The organism is Nitrosomonas sp. (genome assembly GCF_019752415.1).
Taxonomy (GTDB): Bacteria; Pseudomonadota; Gammaproteobacteria; order Burkholderiales; family Nitrosomonadaceae; genus Nitrosomonas.
This window is the reverse complement of sequence record NZ_JAIEME010000047.1, coordinates 17744-34689: the sequence shown is the minus strand read 5'-3', so window position 1 is coordinate 34689 and position 16946 is coordinate 17744. Positions and strand designations below refer to the sequence as shown.

Annotated in this window: 17 protein-coding genes; 10 read left to right on the top strand and 7 right to left on the bottom strand. The window is 47.9% G+C overall.

From position 1 onward, the window contains the following. The first annotated feature begins 429 nt into the window (after positions 1 to 429). The 4 genes from K2P83_RS08755 (at position 430) to K2P83_RS08740 (ending at position 4167) form a co-directional block, all read left to right on the top strand. Positions 430 to 1047, top strand: a complete 618-nt coding sequence (locus K2P83_RS08755; RefSeq protein ID WP_292928321.1) for a recombinase family protein — start codon at positions 430 to 432, stop codon at positions 1045 to 1047. Positions 1048 to 1221: 174 nt separating this feature from the next. After that, the gene (locus K2P83_RS08750; RefSeq protein ID WP_292928319.1) at positions 1222 to 1377 is read left to right on the top strand and encodes a hypothetical protein; all 156 of its coding nucleotides are present in this window, start codon (positions 1222 to 1224) and stop codon (positions 1375 to 1377) included. A 388-nt stretch (positions 1378 to 1765) separates the two neighbouring features. Then, positions 1766 to 3565 (top strand): hypothetical protein, encoded by a 1800-nt coding sequence (locus K2P83_RS08745; protein ID WP_020485760.1) that lies wholly within the window; start codon positions 1766 to 1768, stop codon positions 3563 to 3565. A 254-nt stretch (positions 3566 to 3819) separates the two neighbouring features. Continuing rightward, the gene (locus K2P83_RS08740) at positions 3820 to 4167 is read left to right on the top strand and encodes an Error-prone, lesion bypass DNA polymerase V (UmuC) (protein ID WP_081608005.1); all 348 of its coding nucleotides are present in this window, start codon (positions 3820 to 3822) and stop codon (positions 4165 to 4167) included. Between the two features lie 49 nt (positions 4168 to 4216). Here K2P83_RS08740 and K2P83_RS08735 read toward each other — a convergent pair whose 3' ends face one another. The 3 genes from K2P83_RS08735 to K2P83_RS08725 are packed head-to-tail and all read right to left on the bottom strand — an operon-like array spanning position 4217 to position 6094. Further along, positions 4217 to 5101 carry a hypothetical protein gene (locus K2P83_RS08735; protein WP_020485763.1) on the bottom strand — a complete coding sequence of 295 codons (885 nt, stop codon included), beginning with the start codon at positions 5099 to 5101 and terminating at the stop codon, positions 4217 to 4219. Between the two features lie 34 nt (positions 5102 to 5135). Next, positions 5136 to 5723: a hypothetical protein gene (locus K2P83_RS08730; RefSeq protein ID WP_020485764.1), complete on the bottom strand. Its 588-nt coding sequence runs from the start codon at positions 5721 to 5723 to the stop codon at positions 5136 to 5138. Between the two features lie 44 nt (positions 5724 to 5767). Next, a complete protein-coding gene (locus K2P83_RS08725) occupies positions 5768 to 6094 on the bottom strand; it encodes an EthD family reductase (RefSeq protein ID WP_020485765.1) in 327 nt (108 codons plus the stop codon). A 115-nt stretch (positions 6095 to 6209) separates the two neighbouring features. Between K2P83_RS08725 and K2P83_RS08720 the strand changes: the two genes are divergently transcribed. Continuing rightward, positions 6210 to 7085: a LysR family transcriptional regulator gene (locus tag K2P83_RS08720; RefSeq protein ID WP_020485766.1), complete on the top strand. Its 876-nt coding sequence runs from the start codon at positions 6210 to 6212 to the stop codon at positions 7083 to 7085. A 225-nt stretch (positions 7086 to 7310) separates the two neighbouring features. Here the strand turns inward: K2P83_RS08720 and K2P83_RS08715 are convergent, their stop codons facing one another. The 4 genes from K2P83_RS08715 to K2P83_RS08700 form a co-directional block, all read right to left on the bottom strand. Beyond that, on the bottom strand, positions 7311 to 7547 hold the full coding sequence (locus K2P83_RS08715) for a hypothetical protein (RefSeq protein WP_152429037.1): 237 nt from the start codon (positions 7545 to 7547) through the stop codon (positions 7311 to 7313). Between the two features lie 269 nt (positions 7548 to 7816). Further along, positions 7817 to 8173, bottom strand: a complete 357-nt coding sequence (locus tag K2P83_RS08710) for a TniQ family protein (RefSeq protein ID WP_020485767.1) — start codon at positions 8171 to 8173, stop codon at positions 7817 to 7819. Beyond that, positions 8174 to 9076: a TniB family NTP-binding protein gene (locus K2P83_RS08705; protein ID WP_026147273.1), complete on the bottom strand. Its 903-nt coding sequence runs from the start codon at positions 9074 to 9076 to the stop codon at positions 8174 to 8176. Further along, complete coding sequence (locus K2P83_RS08700) at positions 9070 to 10713, bottom strand: Mu transposase C-terminal domain-containing protein (RefSeq protein ID WP_020485769.1); 1644 nt, start codon at positions 10711 to 10713, stop codon at positions 9070 to 9072. The genes K2P83_RS08705 and K2P83_RS08700 overlap by 7 nt, the downstream gene beginning before the upstream one ends. Before the next feature lie 227 nt (positions 10714 to 10940). On the opposite strand from K2P83_RS08700, the gene K2P83_RS08695 reads away from it, so the two are divergent. From K2P83_RS08695 to brxC, 5 genes are all read left to right on the top strand, one after another. Then, positions 10941 to 11561: a recombinase family protein gene (locus K2P83_RS08695; RefSeq protein ID WP_292928296.1), complete on the top strand. Its 621-nt coding sequence runs from the start codon at positions 10941 to 10943 to the stop codon at positions 11559 to 11561. Between the two features lie 3 nt (positions 11562 to 11564). Then, positions 11565 to 11861: a WGR domain-containing protein gene (locus tag K2P83_RS08690; RefSeq protein ID WP_292928294.1), complete on the top strand. Its 297-nt coding sequence runs from the start codon at positions 11565 to 11567 to the stop codon at positions 11859 to 11861. Positions 11862 to 11983: 122 nt separating this feature from the next. Continuing rightward, complete coding sequence (locus tag K2P83_RS08685) at positions 11984 to 12760, top strand: BrxA family protein (RefSeq protein WP_292928292.1); 777 nt, start codon at positions 11984 to 11986, stop codon at positions 12758 to 12760. After that, positions 12744 to 13292, top strand: a complete 549-nt coding sequence (locus tag K2P83_RS08680; protein WP_292928290.1) for a hypothetical protein — start codon at positions 12744 to 12746, stop codon at positions 13290 to 13292. Before K2P83_RS08685 ends, K2P83_RS08680 begins: the two co-directional genes overlap by 17 nt. Before the next feature lie 11 nt (positions 13293 to 13303). After that, positions 13304 to 16942 (top strand): BREX system P-loop protein BrxC, encoded by a 3639-nt coding sequence (brxC, locus tag K2P83_RS08675; protein ID WP_292928288.1) that lies wholly within the window; start codon positions 13304 to 13306, stop codon positions 16940 to 16942. Positions 16943 to 16946: the final 4 nt, after the last annotated feature.

Here is a 16946-nt window from a genome sequence, read left to right as displayed (position 1 = left end):
GTCGTCTTCTGACATTGATGCCCGAAATCGACCGGTTTCGGACAGTCTTTAAAAGCTATGTACTAAAGTAGGTGTCACTTTTCAAAGCTGCAGTCAGCGGATGGTCAAAGTTGATGTCAGCAGATTAATCAACAATAAGTAATTCTGTCAGTTGCGACATGCCGGCTTATTTTTTAGTTATTTTTGTTTTAAGGTCGAACCCTGTGTTCGCAGTCTCTCCCCGAAAGATTTCTAGCCAACCCACCTATATTGAAAGGTATCTTAAGTAATGAAGTTGGCTTCTGATATTCTTGCAGTCGTCTTCTGACAGCGGTAGTAGCCAAAATAGATAGCCAAGTAGGTGATGGCCAAATTACATTGCGGTTCTAATTATTGGCCATATGATTTATACTGGGCTAAATTAAGTATACCCATTTTGGCCATCCAACCATGAAAGTTGCTCGTATCTACCTTCGCGTCAGTACCGAAGAACAAGACCTTACCCGTCAAACCGAAATCGTCCACAGTGCTCGGGCAGAAGGGTATTACATCGCCGGCATCTACCGTGAAAAGGCTTCGGGTGCCTGTGCTGATCGGCCCGAGCTACTACGAATGATTGCAGACCTACAATCAGGCGAAGTCGTCGTAGCTGAGAAAATTGACCGCATCAGTCGGCTTCCCTTGGCCGAAGCCGAGCAACTGGTTGGATCAATCCGGGCCAAGGGAGCAAGACTGGCTGTGCCGGGCCTAGTCGATTTATCCGATTTTGCGGCTGAGGCCGACGGTGTGGCCAAGATCGTTTTGGAGTCGGTGCAGGAATTATTACTTAAACTTGCCCTGCAAATGACACGTGATGACTATGAGACTCGCCGAGAGCGACAGCGCCAAGGTGTTCAGCTTGCCAAGATCGCCGGTAAGTATGCGGGTCGCATCCCTGATACCACGACACATCAGCGTATCGTTGCGCTGCGTGGAGCAGGACATACTATCAAACGGACCGCTGAGCTGGCTGGATGTAGCCAAAGCCAGGTCAAGCGCATATGGGCAGAGCATAAGGGCAGTCACTAAATTATAATCCTGTTCAAGTGGTCTGCTTTCATGCCCCTGCAAGGCAAGGGTTGCTTTGCGGAAATTGGCGACTGGCAATGCAGAAGTATGACGAAGCGGCACTGGACTGCGCATTGACAAACCAGATATTGATAGAGGTGATCTGCAATGAAAAAAGAATACCGTAGCCGTTTGATGGTCTCCGTACATGAAACCGCCGAAGGCTTGCATGAGGCTGGCGTCATGGATAAGCGTACCATGCGCAAATTCGACGAACTGTGTCTAACGCCAATCAGAGGGTGTCAGATTGGAGCACACATCGACTTGGTGTCTGTACGAACGGAGAAATAGCGTCAGAGTTAGCTGGGTTCGTGCATTTCTTGCCGATTCCGGCTCAACGTCTATTCGCACAACCGGACACCTCATCCCCTTGGCGGACGATTTTTTCCGAATTCTGGGGCGCCCTGCATATTCCACCCCAATCCAGCCACCGATTCCGAGACGATTACGTCAGTAGTGAATGATAGCTTTTGAAAGTGGCGAAATGTCGCGATCGACCCCTATGAGCTGTCAGATAAGATTTAATTTGCGGTGACAGGAAAAGGCAAATAAGCTGCCCTTCAAAATGTAGATTAGCTTGCGTAACAGCACATTTCGAAGCCAACAATTCCTCCGGATACGCTATCGCTAATCAAAGCAGGCTATCGACTTCTGGTTTAAATGGGATAAGAAAAATTCAATGAATGACGTGTTTTCAAAAATCAAATCAGGCGACTTATATAGCTTACTAGCAAGTTGCAGTAACGAGGATTTGGCTCCTCTGGTTAGCTATATAACCGATAAGCTTTCGAATTATCTTGTAACTGATGATATCTACAAAAGGCATAGTCCAGATCACACAAAATATACCAAATTAATCGCGAGCGAAATTCGACTTTATGGCGGAAATTCGGTAAGCAATATAGCTCGCGGAGGGGTGGGGCCTGATTATGATGAGGTTTTATTTGATGTTTGTCAGAAGATAGGCATTCCATCAACTAAAGGAAGAATTCTTGATAATGAATCAAATTTATTAAGAATTTGCCTTCCTTATGGTTGGGAAGCTCTTAGTCCGGTTAATCAACAAGCCGCTGTAAAGAAGGCTAGGGATACATACGCAACTACGGGCGGCATAGTTACAACTGGTGTAGGAACTGCAACAATTTTTGCAACTGCTATTAGAACAATCGCTGTACCAGTTGGCGTAGGCTTAATTGCTAAAGGTGTTGCTGACCCGGCATTTGAAGTGACTATTCCCTGTGTTTTACACATTGCATATCTTCGGTGGAAAGTGCTCAACTACATCGAAAACCACAGGAAGAAAACGTTACAAATCGCTAATGTCAGTGCGTCAACCAATAGTCAATTAGTCGTAAATCGTGATTCACCGCTTATTATCGGGGAAGATGCTGATAAACCTGTTCTGACATTTGCCTTGGCTAAAATTTCAAAACACTCTCCCGTAAATTGGCAACCTGTTTCAGAATCTGACGGCACAGGAATTAGCAGTTTTAATCCACTATTGCAAGCAGTTCCCAGCATGGTCACCAAGATGCATATTGCTACGACGCAATATGTAGAGGTGAATATTCGGCTGGACTCTTTGACACCAGTAAAAAATAGCACCGATGAATTAAGAGGCTATGTTATAGGTTCTAACGGTCGTATTACAGAGCAGGCGAAACTACTCTCTCCAGAGAACCTCGAGAAAATTGTTAATGCGGGCGCATTATTTCAGGTTGCATCTGTAATTGTCGCTCAAAAACATTTGGCAGATATAAGCCAAAAATTGACTGAAATTAAAAAAACAGTTGATGATATTCATAAGCATCAGAAAGATAAACGAGAAACAGATATAACAGGAGCGGTCGATTATTTCAAACAAATAGCCCCTTCAATTTTGGCTGGTGAGTTAAGAGATTCTTATGAACACCAAATTGAAAAATATGAAGGTGAGTTGCTTTCTATTAGAAATCATTTGTTGAAGGATATTAAAAATCAAAATCATGAAATCGAAAATCTAAAAGATGGTCATATATTTGGTACGGAAGGGATGAAGGCGTTGATAAAGAAGCATCAGAATGAACTTTTCAACCTATATCAGCAACTGTTCCTTTGCATTCGAGCACGCGCATGTGGTTGGCAGCTTTTGCTTGCATTTCCTAGAACTGAAGAAATTGCAAAAAGCCGTAAACAGAATATTGATGAATCACTTGCAGTGCTAAATGTTGATGGCGAATTGGTGAAGCAGACCATTGCTGAAATGGATAAAAAAATCCGCAGCCTTTCAGCAATTACCAATACTGCGCAAACGCTTAATGAACGAAAACTGGATTTATTAAAGTGGCAAGACAAATTGATAGAAGAAATTACATATACTAGAAGTGAAATTGACGCGAATATCCGTTCTGTAGAATCGTTGGTACAGGATAAACACGGCGCAACAAAATTCCTTCTCAAAGTTGAAGGTGACAAAATAGTTGCCCGTAGCCCTTTGTGAATGTCTCTAGCCCGTAGGCGGTTAACAGCATGCACCGCACTTTAGCGATTGGCGCGACTCGTAAATTCACCCCCCTACAGCTGCTTTTGGCTGGACATTTGCCATTGGCGCTTTTGATTCGTCTGGCGGCATAATGGCCGATTCTGTTGAAAAGTCGGTTTTATTAAAATTTTAACCAATTTTTGACGTTCGTCAAAATGATAACTGTTTGTTTTCAAAAATAGCTTGCTTTTTAATTTCACATAAATGCGGACATGTCAACCAGGGTCATGGCGACCCTGGGGACCTTTACCCCCTGCATGGAAATCTATTCAATTGACGAAGCGTTTCTTGATTTGACCGGCGTCTATCCGTGTCAATCCGACCCGATTGCTTACGGACAGCGCATCAAGCAAGCGGTGTTCCGCGCGACCGGCATTCCAGTCTGTGTCGGCATGGGGCCGACCAAGACCTTGGCCAAACTGGCTAACTTCGCCGCCAAGAAATGGCCCAAAACTCACGGCGTATTGGATGTATCGGACCAGTTGCGCAGGGAAAAGCTAATGCGTATCGTACCGGTCAACGAGGTCTGGGGGATTGGCCCGCAACAGCTGATTTTTTGATACAGTAAGCCATCAGAATTGATAGTGTTCATTGTCTCGCAGCCGCCGGTTACATATTGGTATGGTGATGCAAGAAAAAATCGATGATGGCATCGCTACGCTGTTCCGGCCATTGCGCATGCGGTTTGTCGCCTTCGCAATACACGGTTTTTACGCCATTGGCGCAACCGGAATAAGCCACGCAACCGTTGCCGATCGTATCGGGAATCGGCTCGCATTTGTTACAGGCCGCCCACCAGCCGGCTGTTTGCTGTCCGTAACCCGGAAACAGCCGGTCCTTGCTGCTGTGTATAATCATAACCGGCAAGGGTTCCGGGCATTTGCGGTCGCGTAAGTCCTCATAGGTTACGCCGGCGGCACTGGGGGCGATTGCTGTAGGAATGTGCCGGGTGCCGGTCATAAAAGCTAAAGCCATTGCCGAGGTGCCGCCATCGGAATGACCGGTTACATAGACCTGTTTTTCATCGATACACCATTTTTTAGCCATCGCATGGGGGATCGTACCCAGTTCCACGGTGGTGCTCGGCGAAAGCTCGGGATGATCGGCATAAGCAACGATAAAACCGGAGCGGGTTGCGGGTAAGGTGAATCCTGTCATCTTCTCCGTTTTGGCGCGATTCGCACCCGCCGGTGAAAATACCAGTAATAAAGGATGGGCTATCGATGCATCATAATTCTTAGGGGTGCGGACGTTGTAATTTATGCCGTTTTCGGTTTCTTCTCCGTACGTTTCTCCGGTATCGCCACTCAATAGGTCAGGCTGGCAAGTGCCGCGCGGCATATCCGGTCGGTAAACGGTTTGCCCTAGTTCCACCGGAACGCCGCTATGATCCAGCCAAAGCATGCCGGCCAGCGCTATTACCGGCAATCCGAACAAGACTTTTTGCCAACGATTGCTTTCAAGAAGATAGGACTTTAACTGTGCAATATTCATTTTGATGGCTCCCTTGATGGGTTCGGCGCTGGGTTTAGGCTTCCGGATTTTGCTCGGGCGTATGCTTTAACGCGGCCCGGAACAAGCCGTAAGCCAGCAAAGACAGGCTGGCTATCGTTATCAGCAGCGGCGTATAGTTTTTACCCGGCACCGACTCCAGCCCGACGGAGAACGGAATATGGGTATCCAGGCGCTTATCCTTATCAACGATAGCAATATGCGCCAAGTAATTGCCGGCGCCATAACGGCTAAAGTCCACCGAGAGGTTCGCCGTGCCGGTTTTGACTTTTTGTGGTTCTCGATAAAACACCCGAGTACCATCCGGCTCTTTGGTGATCTCGAATTCGACGCTGACATGGCGCAGGCTTTTGCCCTCGTAATCGAACACTAACTTGGTGGGGCCGACGCCTGGAATGATGTTGCAGTATTCCAGGTTGCCGGACAATGTCGGGGTATACGCCGTAAGATGCACGCGTTCAAAGCCCACTCGCGCATTGCAGTTGTCGACCACTTCGGCCGCGCCGCGATGAGCGTGGATATTGCCCAAGGGTAGGCACGTTAGCGCCAAGATCAAGGCTATCTTTGCGCCCTGGCTTTTATAACGGTTATGTCCGGTGTTCATCGGTTTCCTCCAGCAAAGCATTTAACTTAAGCTGATCAACGCAATTAGAAATCGAAGGTTTCCACTTCGGAAATCAAAAACGTCGGCGCGCCGCCGCTGGAAATATCCACCGCATGCGCCGCCGTTTCCTGGCCGCCGGGCGAACTTAGGCAGGCTTGTAAATCGCCAATCGATGGGAAGTACACTTCGGCGATACGATGAAACTGCGCGGCGCTTTGGTCGGCATTGGATTTGATCAGAGAGGCGACGAAGCGGGTCTTCCCAGCCAACTTTTCCACGGCCATCGGCACGTGTTCGTCGGCATAGCGGCGTTCGAAGGTTTCCAGATCGGTCGGTACTGGGTACATCACAATTAATTTTGCTGCTTTCATAGGTTTCTCGAATGTTTTTGTAAAAAGTAGATGCTATGAAACGCCTATTTTTCCAATTAGTAAAATACCGGTTTTCTATGAAACAATAGGTTTTTCCTATTCAATTGGGGTAGATATGGAAATGCAACAAATACGCTATTTTCTGGCGGTATGCGATAAGGGATCGTTTACGCGGGCCGCGCAATCGGCTTTTGTTGCGCAGCCGTCGTTGACGCAAGCAATTAAAAAGCTGGAGGACGAACTGGGCGGGGAGTTATTCAGCCGCGAACGCAGCGGCTGTCGTTTGACATCGCTGGGGCGTTTGGTGGAGCCGACCCTGAGGCAGATTTTTCACGAGGCGCAAACCATCAAGGCCGAGGCTGTCCGCTTCAGCCGCTTGAACACCGTGCCGCTGCGCATAGGCGTGATGGCTACTATTGCCGCGCAACATCTCAGCACGTTCTTTGCCGACTTCCAGCAAGAACGGCCGCATGTGGAATTGGAACTGGTGGTGGATAACGAGTGTAATCTGGCGCAGCAATTGGATGAGGGAAGGCTGGATTTGATGGTCAGTGCGCCGACCTCGCCGCTGCCGGCGCATTTACAGTCCTTAAAGCTGTACGAGGAGCGTTATGTAGTGGTTTTTAACGACAAGCATCGCTTCAATCAATTGGAGGTCATCGATTTGGCGACCATCCAATCCGAGCCTTATCTGGATCGCCTAAACTGCGAATTACGCGAAACCTTGCGCGGCGTTTGCCTGGGCCGGCAGATCAATCTCTATGCGGCTTATAGAAGCAACAGCGAGGAATGGATATTGAGCATGGTGCGGGCCGGGTTAGGCGTGGCGTTGATGCCGGAATTCAGTGTGCCGAAGCGGGGCGATAAGCTCAAAACCCGGTATTTATCCGATCCGGAAATTCGGCGCACGATTTTTGCGGTTTACCAGGACTCGGCGGCGACAAATCCGGAAGTAAACCAGTTGCTGGAAAAGTTAAAAGTTGGGTTTTGACGGGAGCGATTAGCTTATCCGCGTCTTGGCTAAGCAATTGTGTTAATTTGCGCGCAAACCAAACCGCCGCCGCTTAGCCGGGCGAACCCAGATTAATCATCGTTCCCACGCTCCGGCACCACCTCTGTTTTAATCACTGGTGTCACTCATTAACAAGCCGGGGGAGCTTAGACACAAAGCCCAAAATACTATCGGATTACTTTGAAAAACAGTTACAGCCGAGTTTCAACAATTTTTCGAATTGGGATGCTGGTAGTGGCTTGCTAAAAAGTCAGCAAAATCTGGTTCCTGAATACCTGCAACTTGTTCACGAAGGGTGTCGGGCACTTCCCAGAGAATCTCGTTTTTTCTTTCTTCTGGCGTTTTCTGCCAAAGCAATTTGGCATCGTCAATAGTTACCCTTTCAACAATCCCACAAGTTACCCAATCATCATAGACACGATCTCGAGAAGCGATAGCCACTTCTCTAAAGTTCAGGATTAATTAAAATGGTCGCTAACTATCCCGATATAACACGGGCAGCAGTGACGGGATAATCAGCCAGTCAATTGAGGGATTTCAAAAACTTCGACCGTCAACAAGTGGCCGAAACTGCGATCTGAGCGGTTGGGCATCGGTGAACCGCTGCAATGACCATGAAACGGTCGCGTAATTCGTGCTCCATCTTGATGGACATTTGAACGTCTTTAGCCATGCCAGCCTCACGGATATTGTTGAATGATGCTGATTATTCATTTATGCGGTGGATTTCCTACCAAACGCCTGTTCGCGACAAGTTCTAACGCAGCTTTGCCTTCAGCAGTTTCTACATATTGACGCACTTTGTCCATAAGTCGATCCCAAACACGCCGCCAAGTCATCTGCTCAAGCAGTTCAACAGAAATTCCCGTGCCATTGGATAGTCGCTGGAGTAGTTCCGGTGTGGGAGCCTGAAATTGTCTCGCTCGGCTATCGGCGACAGGGATACCAAGAGCGCGAAGGCAAAAGAGTTCATAACGAACACCGTAACACTCAGCCAGTCGGCGGACATAGTGTTCTAACGTTTCGGCATCATGAGGTTTCGGATGCAACGGCCAGCGCTTTTGCACTCAACGCAATTCCCGCTCAACCATGCGCCGACGCACGCTAGGAGGATGATAATCAGCGCGCTCAATGACGGCGCAATTAATGCGTTCTTCTCCCTGCAATAGCGCAGCTACCGTGGCACTGTTCAAGAGTGCGGTAATTTCACCAATAGTACCTTCAGATCGCCGCAAAATCAGCTCGCACAGCGGTGCAGTTGCTAAATGTGAGGGTTCACGCAAGGGCAAAACAGTTTCGAAGCTGGCCAGCAGACGTGCTAATTCCTCGCCAGCCTCCCAGAGTGGTAGTAACAGAGGATGAAACCGATTTTCAAGCTGGTCGTCGCTACGAATCGCAAGATAAGCGTCACGGATACCCAGGCAAACGATAGGAATGCGCAGATCGTTGCCAATAAAACGGAGCAGATTCAACAGTTCGCGTTGCCGCCTAGCCGTTGCGCCGAGTAAATTGTGTACCTCGTCAATTATCAGCATGCGGACGCCGACGGTTCGCATCAGTCGTAATGTCAAGGCCTCACGCACGTCGTGCCGACCATAAAAGCCAACTGGCGTACCCAGTGTAGCCTGCAATGCGGTGTGTAGTCGGTTAGCGGTTGCCTCGGCTGGCATTTGTAGCATGAGGACCGGAATGACCTCGTGTTCACCGTCCTCTGACATCCGCTGGGGATGCGCGCGATGAAACTTTTCGGCAATCATGGTTTTGCCGTTGTTGCTTGGGCCTACTATAAGGATGTTTTTCGGACGCAGTTTGCCAGGCTCGTCGGAAAGTAACGCTTCAAGTTGTAACAATGCTTGGTGGGCACAGGTGTAGCCGATCCATCGCTCGATTCGAAGGCGAGCTAGACGCTCTGCACTGGGTAACATGGCCAGTGAGCGCGCTTCTGGACCTAAATGGCTAAGGCTTACCATGCTTCGATGTCATCAAACGGGCGTACTGGACCAATATCAACTGTCGACGTGGTATTCTCAATTTGAGATGACTCCCTCTCTAGCTTCGAACCCAATTGGCGGCGCGTCCGGTTGCGGCGGGCTGTGCGCGTAAGCGTCTCGGCCTTACGCTCAATCTCACGCATTTCATCAATGGCGGCGAACAAACTGGCTTCGTCGACCGCAGTGCGTCGCTGTTCACGCAGACGTTTTCGCGCTAGTTTGTGCTCCCATAGGCTGATAGCCGGTCGAGACAACATGCGATACGGTACTTCCAGGTAGACATTATGCTCTTCATCAAGCACGAAAATTCGTGACAAATCGCGGGGATCGCGGCGAATCAGCAAAGGAGTTGGCTGATTGCGCAACTGTATCCATGGACGTAGCGCATTGCTGTAGTAAGTAATGTGATCAATCGTAATACCGTCCCGTTGTAAAGAGCGGCGCACTACTGGCAGGAAGTCGATCAGGAAGGTGCGTGGGTCACGTGGTATTGGTATCGTTTTGTTGGCGGCAATAAGCGACTGGAGACCTTGCTGGTAGCGATGCAAGGGAATATCGTCATCCATACCTTCGTGCGGCCGCAGGTGGTAATACTTGGTAATCGCGACGGCAAACCAGCGTTCAAGTTCCTCAAGTGTTAGACAGGCCGTCTTGTCACTATCATAGCCACCGCGTTGGGTTGGATTTGAAAAGGTTGTACCGGGCAAAGCATGAACTAGCTGCATCAACGTGCCAATAACGCGCTCGACGACTCCGCCGTAATGAGGCAGGCCAGGTGGTCGCCATTCGATGGCAATGCCATGCTGAGCACAGCCCCGTTCAAATGCTAGCGAATGAAATTCTGAGGCGTTATCGACGCCGATACGACGCGGCTTACCGTTGACGGGCCAGCTTGCTTCAATGTCCCGCTGTTGTAACCACGGCGCCTTATCACTGGCTACCAGGGCCAGACAAAGGCCAACACTGGTGGCCGAGGGCGCCTCAAGCGATAGATGGAACCCGGCAATGCAGCGACTAAAAACGTCAATGGCCACCGTTAGCCATGGTCGGCCAATCGGTGAACGATCCACTGGATCGACGATAATCAGATCGACTGGCGTATGGTCTATTTGTAGCCAGTCAAGAGGAATATCAGAGGTTGGCGTGATGCCGTAAATCGGCTTGATTTCAGGATGGGGCTCGCCGCGTTGACAGTGTTCAGCCGGAGATAAGGTTTTCAAGCGGCGGCGGATAGTACTCTCAGAAGGCGGCGCTAATCCAGCTTTTAAGCATTGATTCCGGATTGCAAACACGAGTTCGGCTGCTGACCGTTTTTGCCGCGTAAGAAAAATTTCGGCTATCAGGCCACGGAGCAAATTTTCGCGAGGTGCGGCAAGTCGCTGTTTACCTCGCCCACCATTGGAGCCACCCGGCAATAGCGCAGTGAGTTCGCCGCCGGACTCGCGTAACCGTTGAATTAGCCGGTACACCTGCCTTTCGGATAACCCCAATTCAACGGCGGCTTCATGCGCTTTCTCGCGAGAACAATACTGGATTTCAAACAACGGACGCAAGACGACAGCACGGCGATACGCTTCATTCCATTCGCATTCTGCAATCTGAGAAAGGTCAGTCATAGTGCCCCCTTTGCGACGTGCTGACGTCGACTTTAACAATTTGCAGCTTACTGACATCGGGTTAGATGGCTGCTGTCATCGACTATGACATTTTAGTTTGTGGATAGCAAGGTAATACGCGAGCTTTGCTAATGACTGCTGACAACGGCTTCGGAAAGTCACAGTAGGCTTATTGAGTTACGTACATGTGTTATAATTCGTACATCCTTTTCGGACGGAATTAGAGCATGTCACGCGTCTTTGCTTACTGTCGAGTGTCGACCACTGACCAGACCACCCAAAATCAAAGTCTGGAAATTCAATCTGCGGGTTTCACCATTCAGCCGCATCGTTTGATTGAAGAAAGCATCAGTGGTTCCGTCGCTGCTAAAGAACGACCTGGCTTTAATAAACTGATCGAGCGGCTGGAAGCGGGTGATGTGTTGGTTGTGACCAAACTGGATCGGCTCGGTCGCAACGCCATGGATGTCAGAGCCACGGTCGAGCATCTTTCTAATTCCGGCGTGCGGGTCCATTGTCTGGCGTTAGGCGGGGTTGATCTCACCAGTTCTGCCGGCAAGATGACCATGCAGGTCATTGCTGCGGTCGCCGAGTTTGAGCGTGACTTGCTGATTGAGCGAACCCAAGCGGGCATTAGTCGCGCGAAGGCGGCGGGTAAACAGTTCGGACGGCCGCCGGCACTTAATGCGGAAGCGCGTGCTGACGTTGTCAAACGCTTGGCCGCTGGCAGCAACGTTTCGGAGTTGGCTCGGGAATTCAAAACCACTCGGCAAACCATTATGCGGATTCGGGAAGCGGCGATGAAATCACCGCAAACTGACAATACGGTCCACTCGTCTGGGGAGTAACTGATGAATCATTTATATATGGAACGGCACGATGACAAAGACAACATGCATCGTTTTTATCAAATGTTTGTGACACCGGGCCTGTTTGACGATTGGTCACTGATTAAAGAGTGGGGCAGGGTAGGTTCTCCCGGCACCGTCAGAAAGGAGTGGTTCGATACCCTGGAAGAAGCCATAGCAGCCGGAAATAAATTGTGTGCGGGCAAATGTAAAAAAGGTTATCGCCCTTTGCGGGCAGATGACCTACGTCCAGCTACAACGATGGATTTCACAGTAATATTTGGGGAAGTACCGGCGTAAAAGCCTAAAGCATGGTGGCCTCAGTTTGTTAGCCTACTATAATGTGCCAAGCAGATTTTGTGGATAACGACACTAATTGACGCACGATACCCATAAATTATGCCGGGAAACAGCAAGAAAAAATGGAAAATATCAATTCAGATATCAATATCATCGGCAGCATCCCTGACTTCAGTCTGATACAGACCTCATTAGAACTCTTCGCCAAAGGTAAAGACCAGGTTGATCTAAAGGAGTTGGTGGTCACCAATAATACTTTTGACTTCAGAACTGAAAGCGCCCGCACAAGATTTTTAACTGCGGTCAGTGGAAGTATTTTGGTATTTGCCAACGAAACCCACAAAGCTCTGATTGAAAATCTCTTTAATACGCCTGGGCAAGAAACGATTAAACGAAAAGTGATCTTTTGGCAGTTACTTTTTGGCAACGAGTTATTCCTTTCGATTTCAAAAAACGTTTATGCCAAGGCTTACTTTTCAGGCCGAACAACCTTGATTGGAAAGGAGGTCTTTGCTTATCTGAAAGATCTGCAAACTGCATCGCCAAAACTAAAGTCCTTTTCAGACTCAACCCTAGACAGAATAGCCTCTAAATATCTGACTATTCTAAAAAAACTGGAAATGGTCAATGGCGTGATCAAGAAGCAAATCCTCAATGTCAGATTGACTGAGTACGAGATTTTATTCTTTGTGTATCTCGTCATGAGCGTTGATAGCTCGACTCGAGATATTTTAAAAAATCCATATCGTGAATTTTTCTTTCTCGAGAAATCAGAGTTAATACAGGCACTCAAAAATATAAAATACATGCCATTTATAGATCTCACGTCAACGGGCGAAACCCTAAATGTGGAATTGAAATTGTCACCCAAGGAGTTGGTCGATGCCATTTCTCACTGAGCATAAACAAAAGTTCGACGATCTTCGCGCAGCATTGCATGAAGACAACCGGACGCAGCTTAAACGCTCCGCCAATGGTGGTAATACAGTGTTGTTTGTCTACCCGCCTGCCGAGGAAGAAGAGTACATCAGCAAGGCGAAAGAACTTTATCCAGACGGGCATTTTATTGATGTCGCCGAACTATTCGTCAGAACTATCGACTCGGTCGGAATTGAGGATTTCAAACAATTTTACAAAGACCACATCATGACGCCTTCTGTCGTATTTACAAATGAAGACTCTAATTGCTTGTTCTCTCTGATTGTCGATGAAATCTGTACGGCCAGCCAAGACGGCAAGACAACCTTTCTGATCCACACTGGCGCCCTTGAGGGCACCGGTATTGAAAACGTCAATATCATGGAGCACAAGTCGGTGATGTCGCAGGGGATCCCGTTAGTCATTTGCTATCCTTCGACCTACAAAAATGAAGAGCTCCTGTTCCTAAACCATAAATCTGCATCCAAATATCGATGCAACCTCGTCAAGTAACGGATTATAGAATGCCGAAGATCAAAGAACTGCTAGAACTCAACCTTGATGTCGATATCAAGAATGTTATCGACCTTGAAGACCAAGCCGAGGATGAAATCCGCTACGAAATCGACAACTATATCGTTACGGAAAACATTGGAAAGCACCTAGCCAGTTTTGCATCAATTTTTAACTCAAATATTAAGGAAACCGGTGTATGGGTTTCCGGATTTTATGGCTCAGGTAAGTCCTACTTTGGCAAGATGTTAGGGTATCTGCTCGCCAATAAAGAAATTATGGGTACCCCCGCCATCGAGCGGCTTATTCCTCGTCTTGCAGGACTCAAAGATGCGGCGCTGATTGAAAATGACCTCCGTAAAATCTCCACTGGTCATACTCGCGTTGTCTCGTTAGACATTGCTAAGCAAAACACCGAAAAGGGTCTGGCCTTTACGTTGTTCCGCAATTTTCTGAAAAATCTCGGTTTCCTGGATACGGTTTACGGTTATGTAGAGTACCAACTCTATTTGGATGGAGACTATCCAGCCTTCATGGCAAAAGTGAAGGAAGTCACCGGCGAAGATTGGTTGGAGCTACGCAGAAGCTCCATGCGAGTTGCCGCAACGATTCGCAAGGTCATGACAGCGTGGAAATACACCGAAGTTGAATACGATCAAACCATTAACCACCTGAACTCAATCATCAGTGACTTCAGCGCGGCCAAACTCAAGGATGAACTGGAACGCTATCTCGAAAAATACAAAGACGAGACCATCGTTTTTATTTTCGATGAAGCCAGCGAAGCCATCAGTCAGCATAAATTCAACTTGCTCGATCTCGAAGGACTCAGTGAGTCGCTTTCTGGTATTTCCTCCAAAGTTTGGACCGTGGCCATCGCTCAAGAAAAACTGGATGACGTTATCAACAATAACAACATAAGCAAGAGCCAGCTAACCAAGGTAACAGACCGCTTCAAAACCAAAATTCACTTAGAAGCTACAGAAGTTGATGTGATTATCCGCAACCGGCTGTTGCAAAAAACCGAAACAGGCAATAAGCAACTGGCGGCATTTTTCGATGCCAACGCCGGCAAAATTGCCGAAAACACCAATCTCAAATCGTCCTTTCCAACCAAGTCGGACAACAAAGAGCTGTTCAGCATCTATTACCCTTTTCATAAATATCAGTTTGAGCTCCTGCAAAAATTCCTATTTGCCTCGAATGCGTTGACGGCAACGCAAGTTGCTGCTCGTGGCATGATAATCACTACCTTTGATGTGTTGCGGAATAAACTTGGGGATCTGGACACCTTCAATTTCGCAACGGCTTTTGATATCTGCGATGAAGCCCAAACTGCGCCACCGGCTACCCTGATTAACAAGTACGATTCAGCGCGTCAGATTCTCCAAGACACAGCGATTGATGGCGTTAGGCTACTTAAAGCCATTCATTTTCTTTCGGCATCGGAAGTAGTTAGTACCACTGCCGAGAATATCGCCAAAGTTTATATTGCCGATGTCGATGACTATTTCACCTCAAAACCGCTGATTGATCAGTCGCTCGAAAAACTGACATCGGCAAAGGTTTTGCTGGAATCGAATAACAATTTCAAGATTACCTCCGATCTTGAAACCAAACTGCTGGATGAAATGAACGACTTTACGGTCGAGCACTTCATCCGCAAGCGAGAGTTGATAAACCGTTTACAGAAAAACAGCCTCATCAAAGCCATTGCCGGGATTACCGATAACAGCGTTACTTACAATTTCCAGGTCACCTCAGATTTGGGCGATGAGCTTATAGGTTCCTCGAACAAAGAACTTGGTATAGAAGTTTGCAGTTTGTACAACATCTCCGACAATCGCATCGATTTCATTGAAACGACCAAGCTTCAAACCCAAAACAACAAAAATAAAATCACCCTGATTCCCGATAACTCGGACTACGCCGAAATCAATCACCTCATCGAAGAGATTCAGCGTTTTTCTTACATGGCCGACAAATACGGCAATGACAGCGATACCAATGTCCGGCAGATCATCCGAGAGTTTTTCATCATCAAAGATGAAAAAGAGAAAGACCTGCTTAACCTAATCAACAAGGCTTATACCAACAGCACGGCTGTGTATCTTTTCAATGCGGTCCTGCTCAACGAAACCAACTTCAAGTCCGAAGTGAATGCGTTGCAGAAGAAGGTGCTGGACAATGTCTTCAACAAGCGCCCATCCAAACAACTTTCCGAGGCACTAGCCCTTTCCATCATCAAAGAAGTTCAGGATGACAAATTGGTCCGCTTCAATGATGGCAGTGACTTTGCTTTCTTTGACAGCAAAGGGAATTTCGTCGGAGAAGCACTTCAGTGCATCGAAGCCATCACCAGCAAAATCAAAAAGCAATACCTTAGCGGCAAAGACCTAGAGTTAGAACTAAAAGTAGCGCCCACCGGATACGAATATGGCACCGTAGCCACCTTGGTAGCGGTCCTCTTTCGAGCGGGTAGGCTAACTGCAAAATTCAATGGCAAAGATGATTTGTTCTCGTACCGTGATGATGCGGTTCCCGCCATTTTTTCATCCAGCAAAAACTTCCAAAAAGCCTCGTTCAAATCCCTCTCCAAGTCGCTGACGACCGCTCAGAAAAACGACATCGTTCAGGTATTACGTGACCTCAAGATTGAAGACATCACCCAAGAAAAAGTCGATTGGAATACCAATGATTTTCAACTGATTGATGCGGTTCGTAGCTTGTCCGAGTATTACATCAACGCCGTTCGCACAATGACCAAAACACAGGTGGATTTTGTGTCCTTGTTTGGCAATGAAACTGACCTGGTCGGCAAACTGCACGAATTCTCCGGAAAAGTGACCGAAGGCAACTTCTTGGACACCGCGGAGAGTTTTCTATTGAACCGGGCGGAGTTTATGGCAACGGTCAAAAAGATTGAGAAAATCGAAAAATTCATCAAGACCAATCTCCCAAGAGCTCGTAGCATTAAACTATTTGTCGATGAGCTTAAGATCGAACTCGAAAAAGCCAATGCATCCACACCTGAGTTTGAAAGCTCGATTGCACGGTTTTTAGACATCTACGCCAAGTCGGTGGTAGATAACTATAAGGAGTTGCTTGCCGAGGGGCAGAAGCTGAAGGACGGCTATCACGCACTGATTTCGGCAGCGAATAAAAAGATGAGCGATGCGCATAGTGAGCTGCGCAATGCCGCCAATACCACCCAAGCTGAAATCCAAAAGTTTCCTGAAGCCCTCAATCGCCAACTGCTAGCGCAGGTTAAAGCCATTGCGGACTATGCGGTTAAACGGATCAACGATGCGGTCAGTCTTGATTACACCATTAAGTGCGCAAACTGCCATTTTTCGCTGTCAGAGATGATCAATAACACCTCGCTCGCGCCGCAGAAACTATCGGAATTAGAAGTGGCGAGTATGAGCATTGTCAAAGAGGCGCCGCAGGTTCCTGAGCCACCTGTGACCACTCCCGGCTCCGAAGGCACAGCGACATCAACGCCAACGCCTGCTCCAAAATTACCAAAAAAATTGTCGCTTAAAATTTCCCGCCAAACCACGGTGGGTGAGTTTAAAAAAATGCTTCAGATCCAGTTACAGCACGTTGCTGGTATGCAGGACGCCGACGAAATCGAAATTGACTTCTAAAGAA